The organism is Sorangium sp. So ce693 (genome assembly GCF_051521375.1).
Taxonomy (GTDB): domain Bacteria; phylum Myxococcota_A; class Polyangia; order Polyangiales; family Polyangiaceae; genus Sorangium; species Sorangium atrum.
The window spans coordinates 9,534,895-9,554,924 of the sequence record NZ_CP150347.1 but is presented as its reverse complement, the minus strand read 5'-3'; the positions used below and the strand labels follow the sequence as shown (position 1 = coordinate 9,554,924).

8 protein-coding genes are annotated in these 20,030 nt (G+C 75.9%); 4 read left to right on the top strand and 4 right to left on the bottom strand.

The window, feature by feature from the left end; genetic code table 11:
* The first annotated feature begins 98 nt into the window (after positions 1-98).
* Positions 99-12,236 (top strand): tetratricopeptide repeat protein, encoded by a 12,138-nt coding sequence (locus WMF14_RS35685; RefSeq protein ID WP_437793442.1) that lies wholly within the window; start codon positions 99-101, stop codon positions 12,234-12,236.
* A 350-nt stretch (positions 12,237-12,586) separates the two neighbouring features.
* A complete protein-coding gene (locus WMF14_RS35680) occupies positions 12,587-12,925 on the top strand; it encodes an HU family DNA-binding protein (protein WP_012239209.1) in 339 nt (112 codons plus the stop codon).
* Between the two features lie 202 nt (positions 12,926-13,127).
* Here the strand turns inward: WMF14_RS35680 and WMF14_RS35675 are convergent, their stop codons facing one another.
* Positions 13,128-13,763, bottom strand: a complete 636-nt coding sequence (locus tag WMF14_RS35675; RefSeq protein ID WP_437793440.1) for a hypothetical protein — start codon at positions 13,761-13,763, stop codon at positions 13,128-13,130.
* Positions 13,764-13,950: 187 nt separating this feature from the next.
* Entirely contained in the window at positions 13,951-14,160 is a 210-nt protein-coding gene (locus WMF14_RS35670; RefSeq protein ID WP_437793438.1) for a hypothetical protein, read from the bottom strand.
* A 344-nt stretch (positions 14,161-14,504) separates the two neighbouring features.
* Between WMF14_RS35670 and WMF14_RS35665 the strand changes: the two genes are divergently transcribed.
* On the top strand, positions 14,505-15,317 hold the full coding sequence (locus tag WMF14_RS35665) for a hypothetical protein (RefSeq protein ID WP_437793436.1): 813 nt from the start codon (positions 14,505-14,507) through the stop codon (positions 15,315-15,317).
* Between the two features lie 138 nt (positions 15,318-15,455).
* On the opposite strand, the gene glyA is transcribed toward WMF14_RS35665, so the two are convergent.
* The gene (gene glyA, locus WMF14_RS35660) at positions 15,456-16,727 is read right to left on the bottom strand and encodes a serine hydroxymethyltransferase (protein WP_437793434.1); all 1,272 of its coding nucleotides are present in this window, start codon (positions 16,725-16,727) and stop codon (positions 15,456-15,458) included.
* Positions 16,724-18,037, bottom strand: a complete 1,314-nt coding sequence (locus tag WMF14_RS35655) for a dihydrolipoamide acetyltransferase family protein (RefSeq protein WP_437793432.1) — start codon at positions 18,035-18,037, stop codon at positions 16,724-16,726. Before WMF14_RS35655 ends, glyA begins: the two co-directional genes overlap by 4 nt.
* Positions 18,038-18,213: 176 nt before the next feature.
* Here WMF14_RS35655 and WMF14_RS35650 point away from each other — a divergent pair, with 176 nt between their 5' ends.
* Positions 18,214-20,022, top strand: a complete 1,809-nt coding sequence (locus tag WMF14_RS35650) for a glycosyltransferase family 39 protein (protein WP_437793431.1) — start codon at positions 18,214-18,216, stop codon at positions 20,020-20,022.
* Positions 20,023-20,030 lie beyond the last annotated feature (8 nt).

Here is a 20,030-nt window from a genome sequence, read left to right as displayed (position 1 = left end):
CCTTGGGCAGCGCTCCGCAGCGCACTGCGGGCGCAGGTTCGACGGCAGCGCCGGCACGCCGGCCCCTTGCACCACCGCCAGCCGAGGTCCGGATCCACATGCAGCAGGACACGAAGAGCGCGCGCGTCTCGTTCCGTATCGACAACCTCGAAGCCGCGCTCGAGCAGGGGATCGACAACGAGGCGGCCGCGCTCGACGTGCTCGTGGCCGCGGCGGCGAAGGGGAGCCTGCACCCCGAGCTCTGGACGAAGCTCCACGAGGCCTCCGCCCGCCACGACCGGTTCTCCGAGCTCGCGTTCGCCTACGAGCGCCTCGTCGGCGAGCGGCGGTTCGGGATGCTCCCGCAGGCCGCCCAGGCCGAGGTCCTCGTGCGCGCCGCCGAGTTCCTCGCCGACTCCTTCGGCGACCCCGGCGGCGCTCGCCCCTACCTCGAGCGGGCGCTCTCGGTGCTGCCCTCGCATCAGGAGGCGTTCTTCCGGCTCGAGCGCATCCTCCAGGAGGCGAACGAGCCGCCGAAGCTCGCGGACCTCTACGCCCTCGCCGCGGGCCACCGCGCGGACCGCGCCGAGCAGCTGTCGCTGCTCCACCGCGCGTTCGAGCTCGTCGACGTCAACGGAAACGGCGCCAATGACGAGGAGCGCGCGATCAAGCTGCTCCAGCAGATCCTCAAGGTCGACCCGGGCGACTCCTCGGCGCGCTGGGAGCTCGAGGCGCGCTACGCGCGCGCCGGGCGGCACCAGGAGATCGCGAGGATGCTCGAGCAGGCGCTCACCGCGGAGGCGCCGCCGCCCGACGCGCTCGAGATCCGCGCGCGGCTCATCGACCTCTACAGCGGCCCGCTCAAGGAGATCGAGCGGGCGCTGCCGCACGTCGAGGAGGTGCTCGCGCAGAACCCGGACCACGAGGCCGCCCTCCGCGCCGGTGAGGCCCTGCTCGCGCGCAAGACCGTCCTCGTGCGCGCGGCCGCGGCGCTCGAGGCGGCCCACGCGCGCCGCGGGGACGCCCAGGAGGCGGCGCGGATGATGGCCCTCCAGATCGAGAACCTGCGCGGGCCGCGCCGCGTCGAGGTGCAGAAGCGGCTCGTCGAGCTGCAGTTCCAGCGGCTCGGCGATCTCGCGTCGGCGTTCTCGCTGTCGGAGCAGATCCTCGCGGTCGACCCGTCCGACGAGGCGGTGCGCGAGCGCTTCGTGGCGCTCGCGTCGGCGCTCGACCGCCAGGCCGACGCGGCGCGCGTGCTCGTGCGCGCGTCGTCCGGCGCCAAGGAGAAGCCGCTCAAGGCGCGCATCGCCGCCGAGCTCGGCGAGCTGTACGAGGGCCTCGGGGACGGCAGGAAGGCGCGCGCGTCCTTCCAGCAGGCGCTCGACGGCGAGCCCGACGACGCGGCCGTGCGGCGCGCCGCGCGCGGGCTCGCGAAGCTCTGCGAGCGCGAGCGCGACGCGCGCGGGCTCGCGGGCGCGCTCGAGCGGCTCGCCGGGGCCGAGCCGGAGGCCGACGCGCGCGAGGCCGCGGCGGAGCGGCTCGCGCGGCTCTACGAGGAGGAGCTCGGCGACGCCGCGGGCGCGATCGCGGCCTACCGCAGGCTCGCGGAGTCGGGCTCCTCGCGCGAGCCGGGCGCGCTCGCCGCGCTCGAGCGGCTGTACGAGGCCACCTCGGCGCACGAGGGCCTCGCGTGGGTGCTCGAGCGGCGCGCCGAGGCGGAGCCGGACCGCCGCGCGGCGCGGGAGCTCGCCTTCCGCGCGGCCGAGCTGCGCACCCGGCTCGCGGATCTGCCCGCCGCCGTCGCCGCCTGGCGCCGCTACCTCGCGGCGTTCGGGGCGTCGCGCGAGGCGCACGCGCGGCTCATCCCGCTGCTCGAGCAGGAGCGGCGCTGGGCCGAGCTCGAGGCGCTCCTCGAGGCCGAGGCCGAGCTCGCGGCCGGGCAGGAGCGCGCCTCGGTGCTCGCCCGGATCGGCGCGATCCGCGTGGCGCGGCTCGACGATCCGGCCGGCGCGATCGCCGCGTACCGCCAGGCGCTCGCGCTCGATCCGGCCGACCGATCGAGCCGGCTCGCGGTCGAGAAGATGCTGGGCGCGCCCCCGGGCAACGGCGCCGCCGGCGCGGAGTCGTCGCGGCAGAGCTCCCACCTCCTGCTGACCGACGATCAGCGGCTCGCGGCCTGCGCGGTGCTGGAGCCGATCGCGCGCGCGGAGAAGGCGGCGCCGCTGCTCGTGCGCGTGCTCGAGACGAAGGCGGAGCTCGGGCCCGTCGCGTGGGCCCCGGGCGCGTCCGCGCCGACGCCGGCCGACGTGTCGGGCAGGCTCGCGGCGCTCGAGGAGGCGGCCGCCGTGGCCGAGCGCGAGCTCAGGGACCCGAAGAAGGCGCTCGATCTCTCGGCGCGCGGGCTCTCGCTCGCGACCGCGTACGCGCCGGAGAGGCTCGCGCGGTGGGTCGCCGAGGTCGAGCGGCTGACGGAGCACGGCAGCGAGTCCGCGCGCCGCGCGCCGGCGCTCGCGGGGGCGCTCGGGGATCGCGCGGTGGACAGCCCGGCGCTGTCGCACCTCGCGCGGCGCGCGGGCGAGGCGCTGCTCGCGAGCGGCGACGTGACGCAGGCGCTCGCCCTCTACCGCCGCGCGCTCGCGTTTGAGCCCTCGTCGCTCGAGCTCATCGCGCGCGTCGACGCGCTCCTGCGCGAGCAGGGCAGCCCCGAGGAGCGGCTCGCGCTCTACCGCGAGGCGCTCGCGCAGCCGTGCGCGCCCGCGCGGCGGCGGGAGCTCTTGCACGCGATCGGCACCATCCAGCGCCGCGACGTCGGCGACCTCGCCGGGGCGGCCGCGACGTACCGCGCGGCCATCGAGGACGACCCGGGCGACGACGCGGCGTACGAGGCGCTGCTCGAGACGTACGCGGCGGGCGGCGCGTGGGGCGCGCTCTACGGCGCGCTGGCCGAGCGGCTCCCGGGCGTGGCGCCCGACGCGCGCGTCGCGCACGAGCTGCGCATGGCGGACGCTGCGGCGAGGGGCGGGGAGGTCCCGAGCGCGGTCGCGCACTACCGCGCGATCCTCGCGAGCGGCGCGGCGATCGAGGGCGCCGCGCTCTCCGCGATGGAGGCGCTCGCGCTGTCCGCCGGCGACGCGGCGCTGCTCCGCGAGGTGCTCGAGCGGCGCGTCGCCGCCGCGGGCGATCCGCAGGACGAGGCGCTCTGGCTGGAGCGCCTCGGCGAGCTCGCGGCGTTCGGCATCCGCGCGCCCGACGCGCCCGACGCGCCCGATACCCGAGCGGCGCAGGCCGCTCCGGGCGACCTCGACGCCTCGGTGACGGCCTGGCAGCGCGCCGCCGGGCTCGCGGAGGGGCCGCTCGCGGATCCGGAGCGGGCGCAGAAGCTCTACGAGCGCGTGCTCTCCGTCGCGCCGAAGCACCGCGACGCCGCCGCTCGCCTCGCGGCGCTCTACCGCGGTCAGGGAGCCTGGGCACGGCTCGCGGCCGTCTGCGAGGTCCTGATCGAGACGGCGGCGTCCGACGACGAGGCGCTCGCAGCGCTCGCGGCGCTCGAGGACGCGGCGATCCGGGCGCGCGCGACGTCGCGCTTCGTCGACGCCGCGCTCGATCTCCGTGATCGCATGAGGGCCGAGGGGGAGGGGAGCGCGCCCGCCGGCAAGGCGGCGGCGCGGGTCCGGGCGATCGAGGCGGCGCTCGCGCGCGTGCTCGCCGCCGATCCCGAGCGGCAGGACGACGCCGCGTCCGTCTACCGGCGCCAGCTCTCGCCGCAGGACGACGGCGACGCCGCGCCGGGCGCGCTCGACGCCGCCGCGCTCGAGGCGTTCCGCGCGTTCCTCGCGCAGAGCCCCGACACGCTCGCGCGCCGCGTGGACCGGCGCTGGCTCTTCACGCTCCTCGTGGAGCGCGGGCGCGAGGGCGAGCGCCCGAGGGCGCTCTCCGCGTGGGCCGCGTGGGAAGAGGAGATCGGCAACCGCGCGGCGGCCGCGGCGCTCTACGCCCGGCTGCTCGAGGCGGATCCCGAGAACGACGACGCGCTGGCGGCGCGGGGGCGCCTCCTCGCCGAGGTGGGCGATCACGAGGGCGCGGCGGAGGTGCTCGCGGTGCGCCGCGACCGGAGCCAGGGCGGCGCGCGGGTCGCGCTCGACGTCGAGCTCGCGACGCTCCTCTTCGATCGGCTGGATCGGCCGGCGGACGCGCTCGACGCGGTCGCGCCCGCGATCGAGGCCGGGACGATCGAGCCCGCGGTGCTGGAGATCGTGCAGCGCGCGCTCGGGCGCCCCGAGACGCAGGCGCGCGCGGCGCTCCTCCTCGAGCGCGCGTGCGACGCGGTCGACGACCCCGAGGCGCGCGTGGCGCTGCTGGAGGCGCTCCTCGCGAGCTCGCCGGCGGACGCCGCGCCGGGCGCCGCGCTCGACGCGGGCAGCCTCGCGGCCGCGCAGCGCGCCGCCGTCCGCCGCGGCTGGTTCGAGCGCCTGCTCGAGCACCACGACCACGACGCACCGCGCGGCCTCGACGTCGCCCTGCGCGCGGTCTCCGAGCTGCCGGGCGAGCTCGACCTCTGGGATCGGCTCGAGGAGCTCGGCCGCCGGGCGAAGCAGCCCGAGCGCGTCGCGGCCGCGCACGCCGCGGCGCTCGACGCGGGCGCCGCGCTCCCGCCCGACATCGCCGAGGAGATCGGCCGGCGGGCCGTCGAGCACCACGAGGAGTGGTTCGACGCGCCGGAGGCCGCCCTCGCGCTGCTCCGCCGGCTCGTCGAGCTCGTGCCTGGCTCGCTCTGGGGCTTCGAGCGGCTGAAGCTCGCCTACAACGCGGCCGAGCGCTGGGAGGACCTGTTCGCGCTCTACGACGCGATGCTCGAGCGCACCTCGGCGGCCGACGAGCGCGTCTTCCTCCTGGAGGACGCCGCGGCCGTCGCGCGCGACCTCGCCGGCGACGGCGAGCGAACGATGCGCTACCTCGAGCAGCTCCTCCCGCTCCAGGACGACGCGCGCACCCGCGCCGCGCTCGAGCGGCTCTACGAGCGGCACGGCAGGCACCGCCCGCTCATCGATCTCCTGTCGGCCGAGCTGCCGAGGCTCTCCGGCGACGCCGCGGATCGGCTCCGCGAGCGCGTCGCGCTCCTCTGGATCGAGGGGGTCGGCGACGCCGCGTCGGCGCTCCCCGTGGTCGAGGAGCTCCTCGACGCGCCCCCGGAGCCGCGCGCCGTCCGCGCGGCGCCGCGCTCCGTCGACGCCTTCGCGCTGCTCGAGCGGATCCTCGGGGCGCTGCCGCCCGAGCAGGCGCCCGCCGGCGAGGCCGGCGCGAGGCGGCGATCGGCCGCGCTGCTCGCGAAGCACTACCGCGAGGGGGCGAGGCCCACGGACCTCGTGCGCGTGCTCGAGATCCAGCTCGAGGGCGCCGACGTCGGCGATCGCCCGGCGCTGCTGCGCGAGATCGTGCGGCTCCGCCGCGACGCCCTCGGCGACGAGCCGGGCGCGTTCGCGCGGCTCGCCGAGCTCGTCGAGCTCAGGCCGTCAGAGGCCGGCGATCGCGCGGAGCTCGCCGAGCTCGCCGAGCGCCTCGGCCGGCACGACCGCCTCGCCGAGGTCCTCGCCGCGGCCGAGCCGCGCGCCGGCGACGCGCGGCAGGCGCTCTCGCTCGTGCGCGACGCCGCGCTCCTGCGCCGCGACCGGCTCGGCGACGCCGACGGGGCGATCGCGCTCTTCCGCCGGCTCTTCTCGCTCGCCGAGGCGAGCGGCGACGCGGAGGCCGCGCGGGACGCCGCCCGCGCGCTCGATCGGCTCTTCGCGGAGGGCGACCGCGTCGCCGAGCGGTGCGACGTGCTCGACACGCTCGCCGCGATCGAGACGGACCCGGCGGCGCGGCGCGAGGCCCTCGGGGAGCTCGCGCGGCTCGCCTCCTCGCGGCTCGGCGACGAGGCGCGGGCGATCGCGGCGTACTCGGCGCGCCTCGTCGACGACCGCCAGGATCTCGCGGCGCTCGACGGCCTGGCGGCGCTCCTCGAGGAGGGCGGGAGGTACCGCGAGCTCGCGGCCGTGCTGGAGCGCCGCGCGGCCGTGCGCGGCGGCGCGGGCGGCCGGCGCGATCTCGGGCGCGTCGCGCGGCTCTTCGAGCGCGAGCTCGGCGACGCCGACGAGGCCATCGCCACCTGGCGCCGCATCCGCGAGGAGCTCGCGCCCGACCCGGAGAGCGGGGACGCGCTGGCCGCGCTCTACACGCGCGCGGAGCGCTGGGGCGACCTCGTCGCGCTGCTCGAGGTCGAGGCGTCCGCGGCCGGCGCGCTCCCCGGCGGGGCGGGCGCGGCGCGCAGCGTGGAGCTCTTCCAGCGCCTCGGCGACACGCACCGCGATCGCACGCTCGCGTGGGAGCTCGCCGTGAAGGGCTACCGCCGCGCGCACGAGGCCGAGCGGGACGCGCGCCGCGCGGGCGGCGAGGGCGGCGGCGGTGCGGCCGACGGCGTGGGCGAGCGCGCCGCGCGCCCGCCCGCGCCGCGCGCGGGGCTCGAGGAGCTGCTCCGCCGCATCGACCCGGCATCGGCCGAGCACCGCGGCGCGCTCGTCGCCGCTGTCGGCGCGTTGCTCGAGATCTGCGCCGACGCAGACGACTGGCGCGGCCAGATCGCGCTGCTCGAACCGCGGCTCGCCGCGGCCGGGACGGGCGCCGAGCGGGTCGCCATCCTGAAGGCCTCCGCGGCGCTCCTCGAGGAGCGAGGCGACGACCGGGAGGGCGCCTTCGAGCTCGCCTTCCGCGCGTTCCTCCTGTCGCCCGGCGCCGAGCCGCCCGAGGACCTCTTGCGGCTCACGGACCTCGCGGGCCGCTGGCACACGATCGCCGACGCGCTGCCCGAGCTCGAGCGCCGCGGCGACGTCCCTGCCGCCACGCTCCGCGACCTCACGGCCCGCGTGGGCCGCTGGCACCGCGACGCGCGCGCCGACGAGGACGCCGCCGAGCGCGCCTTCGAGCGCGCGCTCCTCCACGACCCGGCGAACCGCGCCATCCTGCTCGATCTCGCGGAGCTTTTGCGGCGGCGGCGCGGGCCATCGCTCGTCCCGACGCTGCTCCGGCTCGCCGCGGCGACCGGGCACGACCTCGCCCTCTACCGCGAGGCCGTGGAGGCGGCGCGCGACGCGGGCGACGCGGCGCGTGCCCGCGAGATCGCGGCGGAGCTCCTCGAGATCGCCGTGCAGCGCGTCGGCGACGAGGCGGGGCAGCCCCCTGGGCCCGGCGCGTGGCCGGCCTCGCGCGCCGCCCTCTGGGCGATCGACGCGCTCGTCGGCATGCTCGCGGGCGCGGGCGACGGGCCGCAGATCGTCGCGCTGTGCCGGCGCGGCGCCGCGCTCCCGTTCGCGCCGAGCGAGCGGCGCCGGCTGCTGCGCGTCGCGGCCGAGGCGGCGGAGCCCGGCGAGGCGATCGCCCTCTACGGCGGGCTGTTCGCGGACGATCCGACGGACGAGCCGATCGGCGAGAGCCTCGCCACGCTGCTCCGCGCGGCCGGTCGTCGCGAGGAGCTCGTGCGCCTGCGCGAGTTGCAGATCGAGGTCTCTGGCGATCTCGAGCGCCGCGTCGCCCTCCGCTACGACGCCGCGGAGCTCCTCGCGGACGCCACGCGCGCGTCCGAGGCGATCGCGCTGCTCCGCCTGAACCTCGCCGAGAGCCCGGGGCACGGCCCGTCGGTCGACAGGCTCGCCTCGCTCCTCGAGGCGGGCGGGCTGCACCGCGAGCTCATGCTGCTCCGCGAGGAGCAGGCGGCCGCGCGCGGGTCGGCGGACGCCGGCGGGGCGGCCGCCGAGCTCTGGCTCCAGGCGGCGTCCCTCGCCGAGCACGAGCTCAACGAGCCCGAGCGCGCGATCGCGAGCTACCGCCGCGCCGCGGACATCGGGTCCGTCGAGGCGCTCGACGCGCTCGCCCGGCTGCTCGCGCGCCGCGGTGAGCACGCGGCCGCCGCCGAGGCGCTCGAGCGGCTCTGCGCCGGCGCAGGGCCCGAGGAGCTGCACCAGGCGGCGCTCCGCCTCGCGGACGCGTACCTCGCCGCCGGCGAGCCCGATCGCGCCCGCGCCGCCCTCGAGCGAGCGCTGCCCCGCGCCGCGCAGCCCGCGCCGCTGCGCGAGCGGCTCGCGTACCTCTACCGCGCGTCGGGCGCGTGGAGCGCCCTGGCCGCGCTCATCGCGGGCGACGCCGCGCGCGCCGACGAGGCGCCGGCCCGGCTCTCGCTCCTCCGCGAGGCCGCGGACCTCTACCTCACGCGCGGCGGCTCGCCCGCCGCCGCGATCCCGCTGTTCGACGAGGCCATCGCGCTCGCGCCGGACGACCTCTCGCTGCGCCTCGCGCGGAGCCGCGCCCTCTCCGCCGCCGGCCGGACCGACGACGCGACCGCGGCCCTGCGCGGGATCATCGCCGACTTCGGCGCCCGCCGCCCCAAGGAGCGCGCGCTCGTCCACTACGAGCTCGCCCGGGTCGCGCTCGCCACGGGCGATCGCGCCCGCGCGATGGCGGAGTTCGACCTCGCGCTGCGCGTCGACCCCGCGCACCCCGACGCGCTCCACGGCCTCGCCGGCCTCGCCCTCGAGGACGGCCAGCTCGAGCGCGCGCACCGCGCCTACCGCGCGCTGCTGCTCGTCGCGCGCCGGCCCCGCGACGAGGGCGAGGGGCTCGTCGGCGCGCGGCGCAGCACGATGCCGCCGACGCGCTCCAGCGTGGGCCTCCCGTCGGCCACCTCGTTCAGCCGGGCCGAGGTCCTGCTCGCGCTCGGGGAGATCGCGCGCCGGCAGGGGGCGCCCGACCGCGAGGCGGAGTACGTCGAGTCCGCCTTCGAGGCGGCGCGCGAGAGCGACGCCGAGCACGAGAAGCTCCTCGCCGCGCTGCGCTCCCGCGGGCGCCACGACCTGCTCGCGCGCGCCCTCGAGGCGCGGCTTGCCGGCCCTGCGCTCGAGCCCACCGAGGACGCCGCCGCGGCGCTCGGCGAGCTCGCGTCGCTCTACGAAGGCCCGCTCGATCGCCCGGAGCTCGCGCTCTCGGCCCGCTTGCGCGTCCTCGATCTCACGCCGGGCGCGGGCGCCGCGCACGACGCCGCCCTCGATCTCGCGCGCCGCTCGGGCCAGGCGCAGCGGTACGTCGACGTCGTCGAGCGGCTCGTCGCCCGGGCGGCCTCCGAGCCGTACGAGGTCGCGCTCCTGCTCCGCTTCGGCCGCGCCCTCGAGCTCTCGCCGGCCGATCAGGAGCGCGCCGCGGCCGTCTACCGCCGCGCGGAGGCGAAGATCGCGGCCGGCGCGCCCTTCCACGACCGCGCGGGCCGCGACGCCGGCGCCGACATCGAGCAGCTGTGGCGCTCGCTGGAGGCCATCTACGAGCGCCTCGGCGACCGCGCCGCGCAGGCGGACGTCCTCCGCAAGCGCATCGGCCTCGCCGACGCGCCGGCCGCCCCCGCGGGCGGCGCGGATCGCGCCGGGCCGCGGTACCGCCTGGCCGCGCTGCTCGCGGCGGACGCGGCGGACGTCGATCAGGCGATCTCGCTCCTCGAAGAGGCGCTCGAGCTCCACGCCGATCCGGACCGGGCCGAGGCGATCCTGCGCGACGCGCTCCGCACCGATCCGAGGAACCCGCGGGCGATCCGCCTCTTCGAGCGCCTCGCCCGGCAGAGCGGGCGGCCGCGCGCCCTCGTGGACGCGCTGCTGCTCCTCGCCGAGGTCGAGGGCCCCGGGGTCCTCGAGGAGGCCGTCCGCACCGCGCGCGCACTCGGCGATCGCGAGCTGGCCGAGTCGATCCTGCAGCGCATCGTCGGCTCGGGCGCGCGGTCTTCGTCCGATTCGTCGGATCCGTCCGGCTCCGCGTGGGCGCTCGTCGCGCTGGCGGAGCTCCGCGAGGAGGCCGGCGATCTCGCGGCCGCCGCGTGGCTCTCCGAGCGCGCCGCGCGCGCCTCGGCGCCCGAGGAGGAGCGCGCGCTGCTCCTGCACGCCGCGGAGCTCGCCGCCGGCCCGCTCGCCGACCTCGTCCGCGCGGCGCGCCTCTACGAGGAGCTCCGCGCCCGCGAGCCCGCCGAGCGCGAGATCTGGACGCCCCTCGCCGGCGTGTACCGGCGGAGCGGCGACGCCGCGCGCCTCTCCGCGCTGCTCGAGGAGACGGCGCCCCTCGTCGACGATCTCTCCGAGCGCTGCGCGCTGCGCCTCGAGCGCGCGCGCCTCCTCGCGCAGGGGTCGCCGGAGAAGGCGGCGGCCCTGCTCCGCGACATCCTCGACGAGGATCCGACCCAGGTGGAGGCCGCCATCCTCCTCGCCACGATGCTCGAGGAGGCCGGCCGCACCGACGAGCTCGGCGAGCTCTTCGCGCTGCAGCTCGACGCCGCCAAGGATCGCGCGGACGTCGCCTCGATCGCGTCGCTCTCGATGCGCCTCGGCGCCCTCCTCGAGCAGCGCGGCGACGATCGCGGCGCGCGCGACGTCTACCTCGGGGCCGCGGACTGGGACGGCGCGAACCGCGACGTGCTCCGCGCGCTCGTGCGCCTCAGCCGGAAGCGCGACAACGCGGACGACCTCACCGACGCGCTCGAGAAGCTCCTGCGCACCGAGCAGGGCGGCGAGGCGGCCCAGCTCGCCCTGGAGCTCTCCGAGCTGCACGGCGCGCGCGGCGACGACGCCGCGGCGGAGGCCGCCCTCAAGGCCGGGTACGCCGTCTGCCCCACGAACGACCGGCTCCGCGAGGAGCTCGCGTCGCGCTACGCGGCCCGCGAGGCCTGGCGCGCCCTCGCCGAGCTCCACGTGCTCACGGCGCACGTCGCCGACGCCGACGAGGCGCGCGTCGAGTCGCTCTGCCGCGCCGCCGAGATCCTCCGCGATCGCGCGGGCGACGCGGCGGCGGCGGCCGAGCTCCTCGAGCGCGCCCTCGGCGTCGCGCCCGGGGATCGCGACGTCTTGATCGCGCTCATCGACGCGTGCGGCGCGGTCTCCGACCACGCCCGCGCGGCCCGCGCGCTCACGGCGACGCTCGAGGCGAGCCCGGACGACCCGTGGCTCCACCGCGCGCGGGCCGAGGTCCACGGCGCGCTCGGCCAGGGCGATCGCGCCCTCGCCGATCTCGAGCGCGCCTACGCGCTCGGCGGCGCCGAGTACGCCGCCGAGCTCGTCGCCGAGCTCGAGCGGGCGCTCGCGCGCGCGGACCACGCGGGCGCGCGGTCCGCCGAGGCCGAGGCCGCGGGCACGCCCAGCGAGGCCGCGGCGGAGGGGGCGGGCGCCGCCTCGCCGCGCGCGCTCCGGCTGCGCCTCGCCGACATCCTCGCGCGCTCGGGCGACGTCGAGCGCGCGCGCGCCCACCTCGGCGATCTGCTCCACGCCGACTCCAAGGACCGCGCTGCGCTCAAGGCGCTCGCCGGCCTCGAGGAGTCCGCCGCGCGGTGGGACGCCGCGAGCGCCGTCTACCGCAGGCTCATCGCGCTCGAGGAGGGCGACGCCCTCGTCGCGACGGCGCTCCTCCTGGCCGGCGCGTGCGCGCGCGCGGGCCACCTGGGCGACGCCCGCGGCGGGCTCGAGCGCGCGCTCCGCGCCGCGCCGGGCAACGCCGAGATCCGCGACCGCCTGCGCGCGCTCTACGCCGAGATCGGCGCGAACCGCGAGCTCGCCGCCATCACGCTCGAGGACGCCGCCGCCGCCTCCGACGTGGCCGGCCGCTTCACGCTCCTCGTCGCCTCCGGCCGCCTGCTGCTCGACGTCGGCGACGCCGCGCAGGCGGCCGCGGCGCTCCGGGAGGCGCGCTCCCTGCGCCCGGAAGATAACGAGGTCGCCCTGCTGCTCGTCGATGCGCTCATCGCCGCGGGCGACTCGAGGGAGGCGCGCGCGGTCACCGCCGAGCTCATCGTGGCTGCCAAGGGGCGCCGCTCGCGGCACCTCGGCGCCGTCTACCACCGCGTCGCGCGCATCGAGGACGCCGAGGGGAATCTGCACGAGTCGCTCACGGCGCTCACGAGGGCGCTCGAGAACGATCCTCAGAACGGCGAGCTCGCCATGGAGCTCGGCGAGAGCGCGCTCGGGCTGGGGGAAGAGGACATCGCCGCGCGCGCTTACCGCGCGGTCACCCTGATGAAGATTTCCCCCGAGCCCGGCGAGGGAGGCACGACGCCCGCCGCGCGGGCGCTCGCCTATTACCACCTCGGGGCGATGGCGCTCGCGGCCGGTGACCGCCGGAAAGCGCGCTTGATGCTCGACAAGTCCGTCTCGGAGGACGGCTCGCTCGAGGCAGCCCGGGCGCTCCTCGACGAGCTGCGCGCCGGCTGAGGGCTTGTCCCGCGCGTCTCCGCGGGTATGCCCAGGTCGCGGCGGCCGCCTGCGCGGCCGCCCCAGGCGGCGCGCGCATGACGTGGAGCGTGCAAAACCGCGCCACTCCAGGCGTTTCTTGACGCTCTCCGGCCCGCGATGGCGCCGCGCCGCCGCCCTTCCCGGCGGCTGGTTCCCCCTCTGGCGCACCGCTCCGGCGCGGTCTTTCAGGGGTCCGCGCGATGCCCCGTCTCAGAAATCGCTATTTCTCCCCGCATTTTTGTCTTTTTTTGTCCTGTGTCGTGTGTAAGGTTCACTGAGGCTGTGCGCGGCGAGGTGTCGCGCGCGAGCTCATGTCCGAGGAGAGTGCCATGGCAAGTAAGAAGACGGCCGGGGGCGGCGCGAAGAAGACGTTGAGCAAGAGCGGCCTGATCCAGGCCATCACCGAAGCTGCCGGTGATGAGCTGAGCCGCAAGCAGGTGAAGAACGTTCTCGAGTCCCTCATCACGATCGGTCATCGCGAGCTGAAGAAGTCGGGCGTGTTCACGCTGCCCGGCTTCGCGAAGTTCCGGGTGGTCAAGCGCCCTGCGACGAAGGCGCGCCAGGGGATCAACCCGTTTACCAAGCAGCCGATGACCTTTGCCGCGAAGCCGGCGAGCAAGTCGGTCCGCGCTCGGCCGATCAAGGCCATCAAGGACGCGCTCCTGTAGTCTTACGGGATCTCCCAGCGGAGCGCAGGGCGGCCACGGCGACGTGGCCGTTCTTGCTCCATGGCCTCGGCGCACCATCGCCGGGGCGGCGGAAGGGCGTCCAGCGCGCAGCGGGGCGGCCCGCGTCGCGTGCCGGCAACGCGCGCCGCCGCCGGGGGGCCGGGCGGATTGATGCCGCCGCCGCCCCCGCGGCGAGGTCAGCTCACTTCTTGCGGCTGTAGGCCTGCGCCGCCACCGGTCCCGAGCCGGTGCGCGCCTTGACAACCAGCTTGGCCGTCGCCGCGATGGGGAACGGCCATTGGTAGCAGCTCTGCTTGGCTCCGATGGCGGCTGTCGGTCCGGTGTCCGAGTCGACGGCGAGCACCGGTTTCAGGTTGAACGCAGCGAGCCCTGGCTGCCCTCCGGCGTTCAGATCGAGCTCCAGCTGGATGTCCACCTCGGTGACGGTGGGGAGCGCCTGCGCCAGGAACGTATAGCAATAGCCGGGCTGGAGCATGAAGGTCTGCCCCGAGGCCGTCTGTCCCTCGGGCACCACGCTGCAGACGGGCGCCCCTTCCGGCTGCATCTTCGGCGCCTCGCCGGCGGCGCGGCCCTGGAACATGGTGGTCATCGCGAGCGACTGGACTCCATCGCAGGGCGCCACCGTGGGCGCCGCCGCCGGGGGCAGGCCGGCGTCCGGGGGCGGCACGGACGCTGTCGGCTGCGGGGGCGGCGGCGTCCCCGCGTCCGGGGCGTCGTCCGCGAACTCGGACTCCTTGCTGCTGCCGCCGCAGCCCAGCGCTGCCGCCCAGAGAGCCAGGAGCACTGCTGAACCCAACGACCTACCCGTCACCGTCATCTGCGGCCTCCTCGCGCACAGCCCTGCCGCACGCCGCGGCCCCTCGTTGGGACAGCTGTGCTCGCGGCGCTCATACACCCGCCAGAGGGCGGGGGCTATGTGCGAGGCGTCTTGCGCGGCTGCGTCGGCGGCGCAAGCCCGCAGGCAAGCCGGCACGGGCGTTCGGCCCCTCGCGCCGCCGCGCCGCTCAGCCGCCGGGCTCGCCCACGAACTCCCGCAGGATGCACATGCGCGCAATGAGCAGCGCCTCGGGTCGGATCGCCTGATCGAGGTACGCGGCCGAGTTCGCCTCCACCAGCGACTCGCGCAGCATCCCCTGCTCCAGGAACGTGACCGCGCGTCCGAGGTGCAGCCGCGCCCTGTCGGCCGCGATCCCCATGCCGGCGCTCGCCAGCATCTCTCGTTCCAGGAACCACTCAGCAAACTCTCCGGGACGATCGGGCTTCGCTCGGGAGCCGTGGTCGGTCATGCCGTAGGCTACCTCACTTTTTGGCCCCGGCCAGCCGCGCCTGGCCGCAATAACCCGGGAAATCATGGCAGAAACAGCATCAATCCGTCGGATGGGCGCGATGAAAGCGAGGGCGTGCCACGTCCAAAGCGACATCCGGCGGACGGACCTGGAGCTCGGTTGAGCGGGCTTCGGGGGGCGCGCCGGGGAGCTCCCCGCGAGCCACCCGTTGCGTCGCGAGCCCGTCAGTGAGATTGAACGCGGCGTTCTGCCGGAAATTCGAGGAGGTTCTTTTGCTCCGTACGATTGGCGTCCTGCCCGCCCTGGTCCTCACCGTCGCCCTCGCTGCTGGTTGTCAACAGCGGGAGGCGTCCACGCCGCCGAGCTACGCGAACCAGCCCCCGCCCGGCTACTACCAGCAGCCCGGGTACCAGCAGCCTGGCTATCAGCAGCCCGGGTATCAGCAGCCTGGCTATCAGCAGCCCGGGTACCAGCAGCCTGGGTATCAGCAGCCCGGGTACCAGCAGCCGGCCCCGACGCAGCCTGCCCCCACGCAGCCCGCCCCGACGCAGCCTGCCCCGACGACGACGCAGCCCGCCCCGACGGCGCAGCCTGGCGGCTTTCCCTGGCCGTTCCCGATCCCAGGCCAGCAGACCGGCGGGCAGCAGCCGGCCCCGAGCGGCGGGAGCAGCTCCGGCAGCGCGTCGGCGATCGATCCGAACCTCGCCTCCGCCGCGACGATCCCGCTGAACAACCTCGCTGCGACCGAGGCGCCCGGCATGACGAAGGAGGGAGGGCCGATCGCGGGGCAGTTCAGCGCCGGACAGACCCTCGAGCAGCAGATCCAGCTGATGCCCGGCAAGTGCTACACGATCGTCGGCGTCGGCGCGGGGATCACCGAGCTCGACATCAGCCTCGTCGCGCTGACCCCGATCCCGATGGGCTCCTCGGTGCTGGCGCAGGACAACTCGAGCGGCTCGAACGCCGTGCTCGGCGGCCGCGGCAACTGCTACCGCTGGTCGCTCCCCGTCGGCATCAACGCCAAGTACATCGTGAAGGCCACCGCCGGTTCGGGCGTCGCCGCCGCGCAGCTCTACGTGAAGTGACGCTGGCAGGGCGCCGAGGACGCCGGGAGATCGCTCTCCGTGGCGTCCTCGGGCTCGGCCACAAAAACGCCGAGGACGCCAGGAGATCGCTCTCCATGGCGTCCTCGGTGGCGGCGCCGTGGCTCGCCGCAGGGCCGGCTAGAGCCGGATGCCGGGCGCCGGGAAGCCGCGGCAGAGCTCCGCGACCTCGGCGGCGATGCGCGCGATGCGCGCCTCGTCGTTCACGTTCTGCGCCACCTCATCCATCCATGCCGCGAGGCGCTCCATCTCGGCGGCGCCCATCCCGCGCGACGTCACCGCCGGCGTGCCGATGCGGAGCCCCGACGGGTCGAACGGCTTGCGCGGATCGAACGGGATCGAGTTGTAGTTCGCCACGATGCCCGCGCGATCGAGCGCCTGCGCGTACGGCTTGCCCGCGATCCCCTTCGGCGTCATGTCGATGAGGAGCAGGTGGTTGTCGGTCCCGCCGGTGATGAGCCGGAAGCCGCGCGACTCCAGCGCGCGCCCGAGCGCCTGCGCGTTCGCCACGATCTGCTTCGCGTAGGCCCGGAACCCTTCCTCCGAGGCCTCCTTCGCCGCGACCGCGATGGCCGCGGTCGTGTGGTTGTGCGGACCGCCCTGGAGGCCGGGGAACACCGCCTTGTCGATCGCGCTCGCGTGCTCCTTCTTGCAGAGGATCATCGCGCCGCGCGGGCCCCGGAAGGTCTTGTGCGTCGTCGACGTCACCACGTCGGCGATGCCCACCGGCGACGGGTGCACCCCCGCGGCCACGAGCCCCGCGATGTGCGCGATGTCCGCCGCCAGGATCGCCCCCACCTCGTCGGCGATCGACCGGAACGCGGCGAAGTCGAGCGTGCGCGGGTACGCCGTCGTCCCGCACCAGATGAGCTTCGGCCGGTTGGCGCGCGCCAGGTCGCGGACCTGATCCAGGTCGATGCGGTGATCGCTCTCGCGAACGCCGTACGGGACGCTCTTGAAGTACTTCCCGGTGATGCTCACCGACCAGCCGTGGGTCAGGTGCCCGCCCGCGGGCAGGCCGAGGCCCATGATCGTGTCGTTCGCCTGGGCGAACGCCAGGTAGACGGCCAGGTTGGCCGGGCTGCCGGAGTAGGGCTGCACGTTCACGTGGTCGGCCCCGAACAGCTTGGCCACCCGCGTCCGCGCGAGCTCCTCGACCACGTCGACCTGCTGCTGACCCTCGTAATACCGCTTCTGCGGGTACCCCTCGGAGTACTTGTTCGTCAGCACCGAGCCCGTCGCCTCGAGCACCGCCCGAGACACGTAGTTCTCGCTCGCGATGAGCCGGAGCGTGTCCGCCTCCCGCCGCTCTTCCAGGCGGATCAGCTCGGCGATCTCCGGATCGACCTCGCCGAGCGCCCGCAGGCCCTGAATTTCGCTTGTCGCGCTCATACCTCGAACTCCCCGCGTGTGAGGATGTCGGTGACGCGCCAGAGGAACGAGTTCGCCAGCACGCCGTCGATGATGCGGTGGTCGTACGAGAGCGCGAGGAACATGACCGGATGGATCGCGATCGAGTCCTCCTTGTCCTTCGTGACCACCACGACGCGCTTCTTGATCTCCCCCATCCGGAGGATGCCCACGTTCGGCTGCGAGATGATCGCGCCGCCGAAGAGGTTCCCCTTGAGGCCGGGGTTCGAGACCGTGAAGGTCGTGTTCGCGAGATCGTCGGCCGTGATCTTGCCGGACTTCGCGCGCCCGGCCAGCTCGTCGATGCTCCTCGCGATGCCGCGCAGCGACAGCTCGTCCGCGTGCTTGATGCTCGGGACGATGAGGCCGCCGGGCGTGTCCACCGCCACGCCGAGGTTGACGTCGCGCAGCACCACGTACGAGTTCTCGAGCACTCGAGCGTTGAACTCCGGGTGCTCGCGCAGCGCGCGGACGGCCGCGGCGCAGATGAAGGACAGGAACGTGAGCGACACGCCCGCCTTCTTGAACTCGTCCTTGTGGAGGTCGCGCAGCTTCGACGTCTCGTGCAGGTCGACCTCGGCGACCGTCACCACGTGCGGCGACGTCACCTTGGAATAGACCATGTGGTCGGCGGTGATGCGGCGGCGCCGGCTGAAGGGCACCACCTTGTCGCCGGGCTTCGGGGAGTAGGGCGGCACCTTGTACGCGCCGTACCCGACGCCGGGCACCGGCGGCACGAACCCGCCGCTCGCCTGGATGAGCTGCGACAGCTCCGCGGCCGCGCTCGCCGGCTGGGCCGCCGCGCTCGGCGGAGGCGCCGGCTCGGCCGGCGCGCCGTGCGCCGCGCGCATCACGTCGTCGCGCGTGATCCGGCCGTGATCGCCTGTCCCGTGCACGTCGCGCAGGTCGACGCCCGACTCGCGCGCGAGCTTCTTCGTCGACGGGCTCGTCAGGGGGCGGGCGCTCTCGTCGTGCCCGTTGCTGCCGGGCGCCGGTGCGGCGGCCGGCGCCGGCGGCGCGCTCGCGCGCTGGGCCGTCGCCTGGGCCTCGCCCTGCGCCGTCTCGTCGATCTGACAGAGCAGACCTTCCTTGGCGACGACGGTACCCTCGGCCACCGCGATCCGCGAGACACGACCCGCGACGGGCGCCGGGATCTCCGTGTCTGCCTTGTCGGTCGCAACCTCGAGCAGCGGCTGCTCGCGCTTGACGAAGTCGCCCTCGCGCACGAGCCACCTCGAGACGGTTCCCTCGACCACGCTCTCGCCGAGCTGTGGCATGCGGACTTCGACCATCGCTTCTCGCGCCTCCAACGCGCGCCGCCGTGAGCGCCCGTTTCACCTCTCCGGGCAAGGCGGCACGGTCGTATACGCCGCCCGCCCTTCGAGAGCAACGACACAGTGTTCGTCCGGTGTGTATCCTTTGTCGACGCACGTAGACGCTGGCGGGCCCCAGCCGGTACAAGGGCCCCGTGCGTGACGCCGCGCCGGATGCGACCGCAGCCCCCGTCCCCCTGGCCCCCTCGAGCGAGAGCGCGCGCCAGCTCCTCGCCGCCGGGCCGCCGCGCGTCGTGGGGGCGCGGGCGATCCGGGCGGCCTCGCTCGGCGTCATCGCGTTCCTGCTGCTGCAGGTGCTGACCTACGGCTACGGCCGCGATCAGGGCATCTACGCCATGGTCGCGCGCGCGGTGCTCGACGGCGGCATGCCTTACAGGGACGCGTTCGACTTCAAGCCGCCCGGCATCTTCCTCATCTACGCGCTCGCCCGCGCCGTCTTCGGGCCCGCGCAGTGGGGCATCCGTGTCATCGAGGTCCTCGGCCTCGCCGGCATGTGCCTCGCGATGGCGTCGCTCGCCGCTCGCCTCTTCGGCGACCGGAGGATCGGGGTCGTCGCCGCCGCGCTCGCCGTGCTGGTGCACGCCCAGCTCGATTTCTGGCACACGGCGCAGCCCGAGTCGTTCGGCGGCATGCTCACCATCGCCGCGCTGCTCGTCGCCACGCCGCGCGGCCGCGACGGCGCGTCACGAGCCGCGCCGCGCGGCGCCGCGCTTGTCGTGTCGGGCGCGCTCTTCGGCGCCGCCGGCCTCCTCAAGCCGCCCCTCGCCGGGGGCGGCGTCGTGCTCGCCGTCGCGCTGGCCGCGCCCGCCCTCGCCGAGCTCGCGCGGCGCGGCTCGGAGCGGGCCGCCGTCCAGCGCCGGAGCGACGCGGGTCCGACCGCGATCCAGGGCGAGCCGGCGCGCTCTGCGACGCCTGCGTCCGGGCCGGTCCGATCGACGGCGGCCGCGCTCCTCTGGGCGGCGCTCCGGCCCGCCTTGCTCATCGCGCTGGGCGGCGTGCTCCCCGTGCTCGCCTGCGCCGCCTGGTTCGCCCTGAGGGGCGCGCTCGGCGATCTGCGGGAGGTCCTCTTCGTCTTCACGCCGCACTACACCGCGCTCGGGTGGCGCGGAGCGAGCGTGCTCGGCATGGCGTGGTACGGCGTCTGCGAGTGGCTCGTCCACTACTCCGGCCCGCTCGCGTTCGGCCTCGCCTGCCTGGTCGCGCTGCACCCCGAACGCCACGAGCGGGCGGGCGTGGCGCTGCTCGCGGGCGTGATCGCCATGCACCTCGTCGGCGTCGTGATGCAGGCGAAGTTCTTCCCCTACCATTACGGCGCGACGTGGCCGCTCACCGCGATGCTCGCCGCGCTCGGCCTCTGGAAGGCGTGGCAGCGGTGCACGCGGTCCGGCGTGAAGGCGGCCGCGGCGGCGCTCCTCGCGGCGCTCGTCGCGACCGCCTTCGCTCGCTCCGCGACCAAGGACGTCGCCGACGACTACATCGAGCGCTGCGCCAAGCGGCTCGCGGTGCTCGCCACGGGCGCGAGGGACCAGGCGCGCCTCGACCGCCTCGCGTCGGTCGCCGACGTCAACGCCGCGGCGAACCGGGAGGTCGCCGCGTGGCTGCGCGAGCGCGTCGCGCCGGGGCGCCCCGTGTTCGTGTGGGGCTTCGAGCCGGTGATCTACGATCTCGCCGATCGCCCGCCGGCGACGCGCTACCTCTACAACGTCCCGCAGCGCGCGGCGTGGGCCCGGCAGGAGGCGCGCGACGCGCTGATGCGCGACCTCGCCGCGAGCCCGCCGGCCGCGATCGTGGTCGAGCGCCACGACGTCTTCCCCTCGGTGACCGGCGACGTGATCGACTCGCGCGACACGCTGAACGGGTTCCCCGAGCTCGCGGGGCTCATCGAGGCGCGCTACGAGCTCGCCGTGAGCATCGAGGATTTCGACGTCCACCTCGAGCGCTGAGCTCCGGA

Coding starts and splice junctions, on each gene's coding strand:
- WMF14_RS35675 (WP_437793440.1), bottom strand. CDS start 13,763: ATGACGGTGACGGGTAGGTCGTTGGGTTCAGCAGTGCTCCTGGCTCTC.
- glyA (WP_437793434.1), bottom strand. CDS start 16,727: ATGAGCGCGACAAGCGAAATTCAGGGCCTGCGGGCGCTCGGCGAGGTC.
- WMF14_RS35680 (WP_012239209.1), top strand. CDS start 12,587: ATGGCAAGTAAGAAGACGGCCGGGGGCGGCGCGAAGAAGACGTTGAGC.
- WMF14_RS35655 (WP_437793432.1), bottom strand. CDS start 18,037: ATGGTCGAAGTCCGCATGCCACAGCTCGGCGAGAGCGTGGTCGAGGGA.
- WMF14_RS35685 (WP_437793442.1), top strand. CDS start 99: ATGCAGCAGGACACGAAGAGCGCGCGCGTCTCGTTCCGTATCGACAAC.
- WMF14_RS35670 (WP_437793438.1), bottom strand. CDS start 14,160: ATGCTGGCGAGCGCCGGCATGGGGATCGCGGCCGACAGGGCGCGGCTG.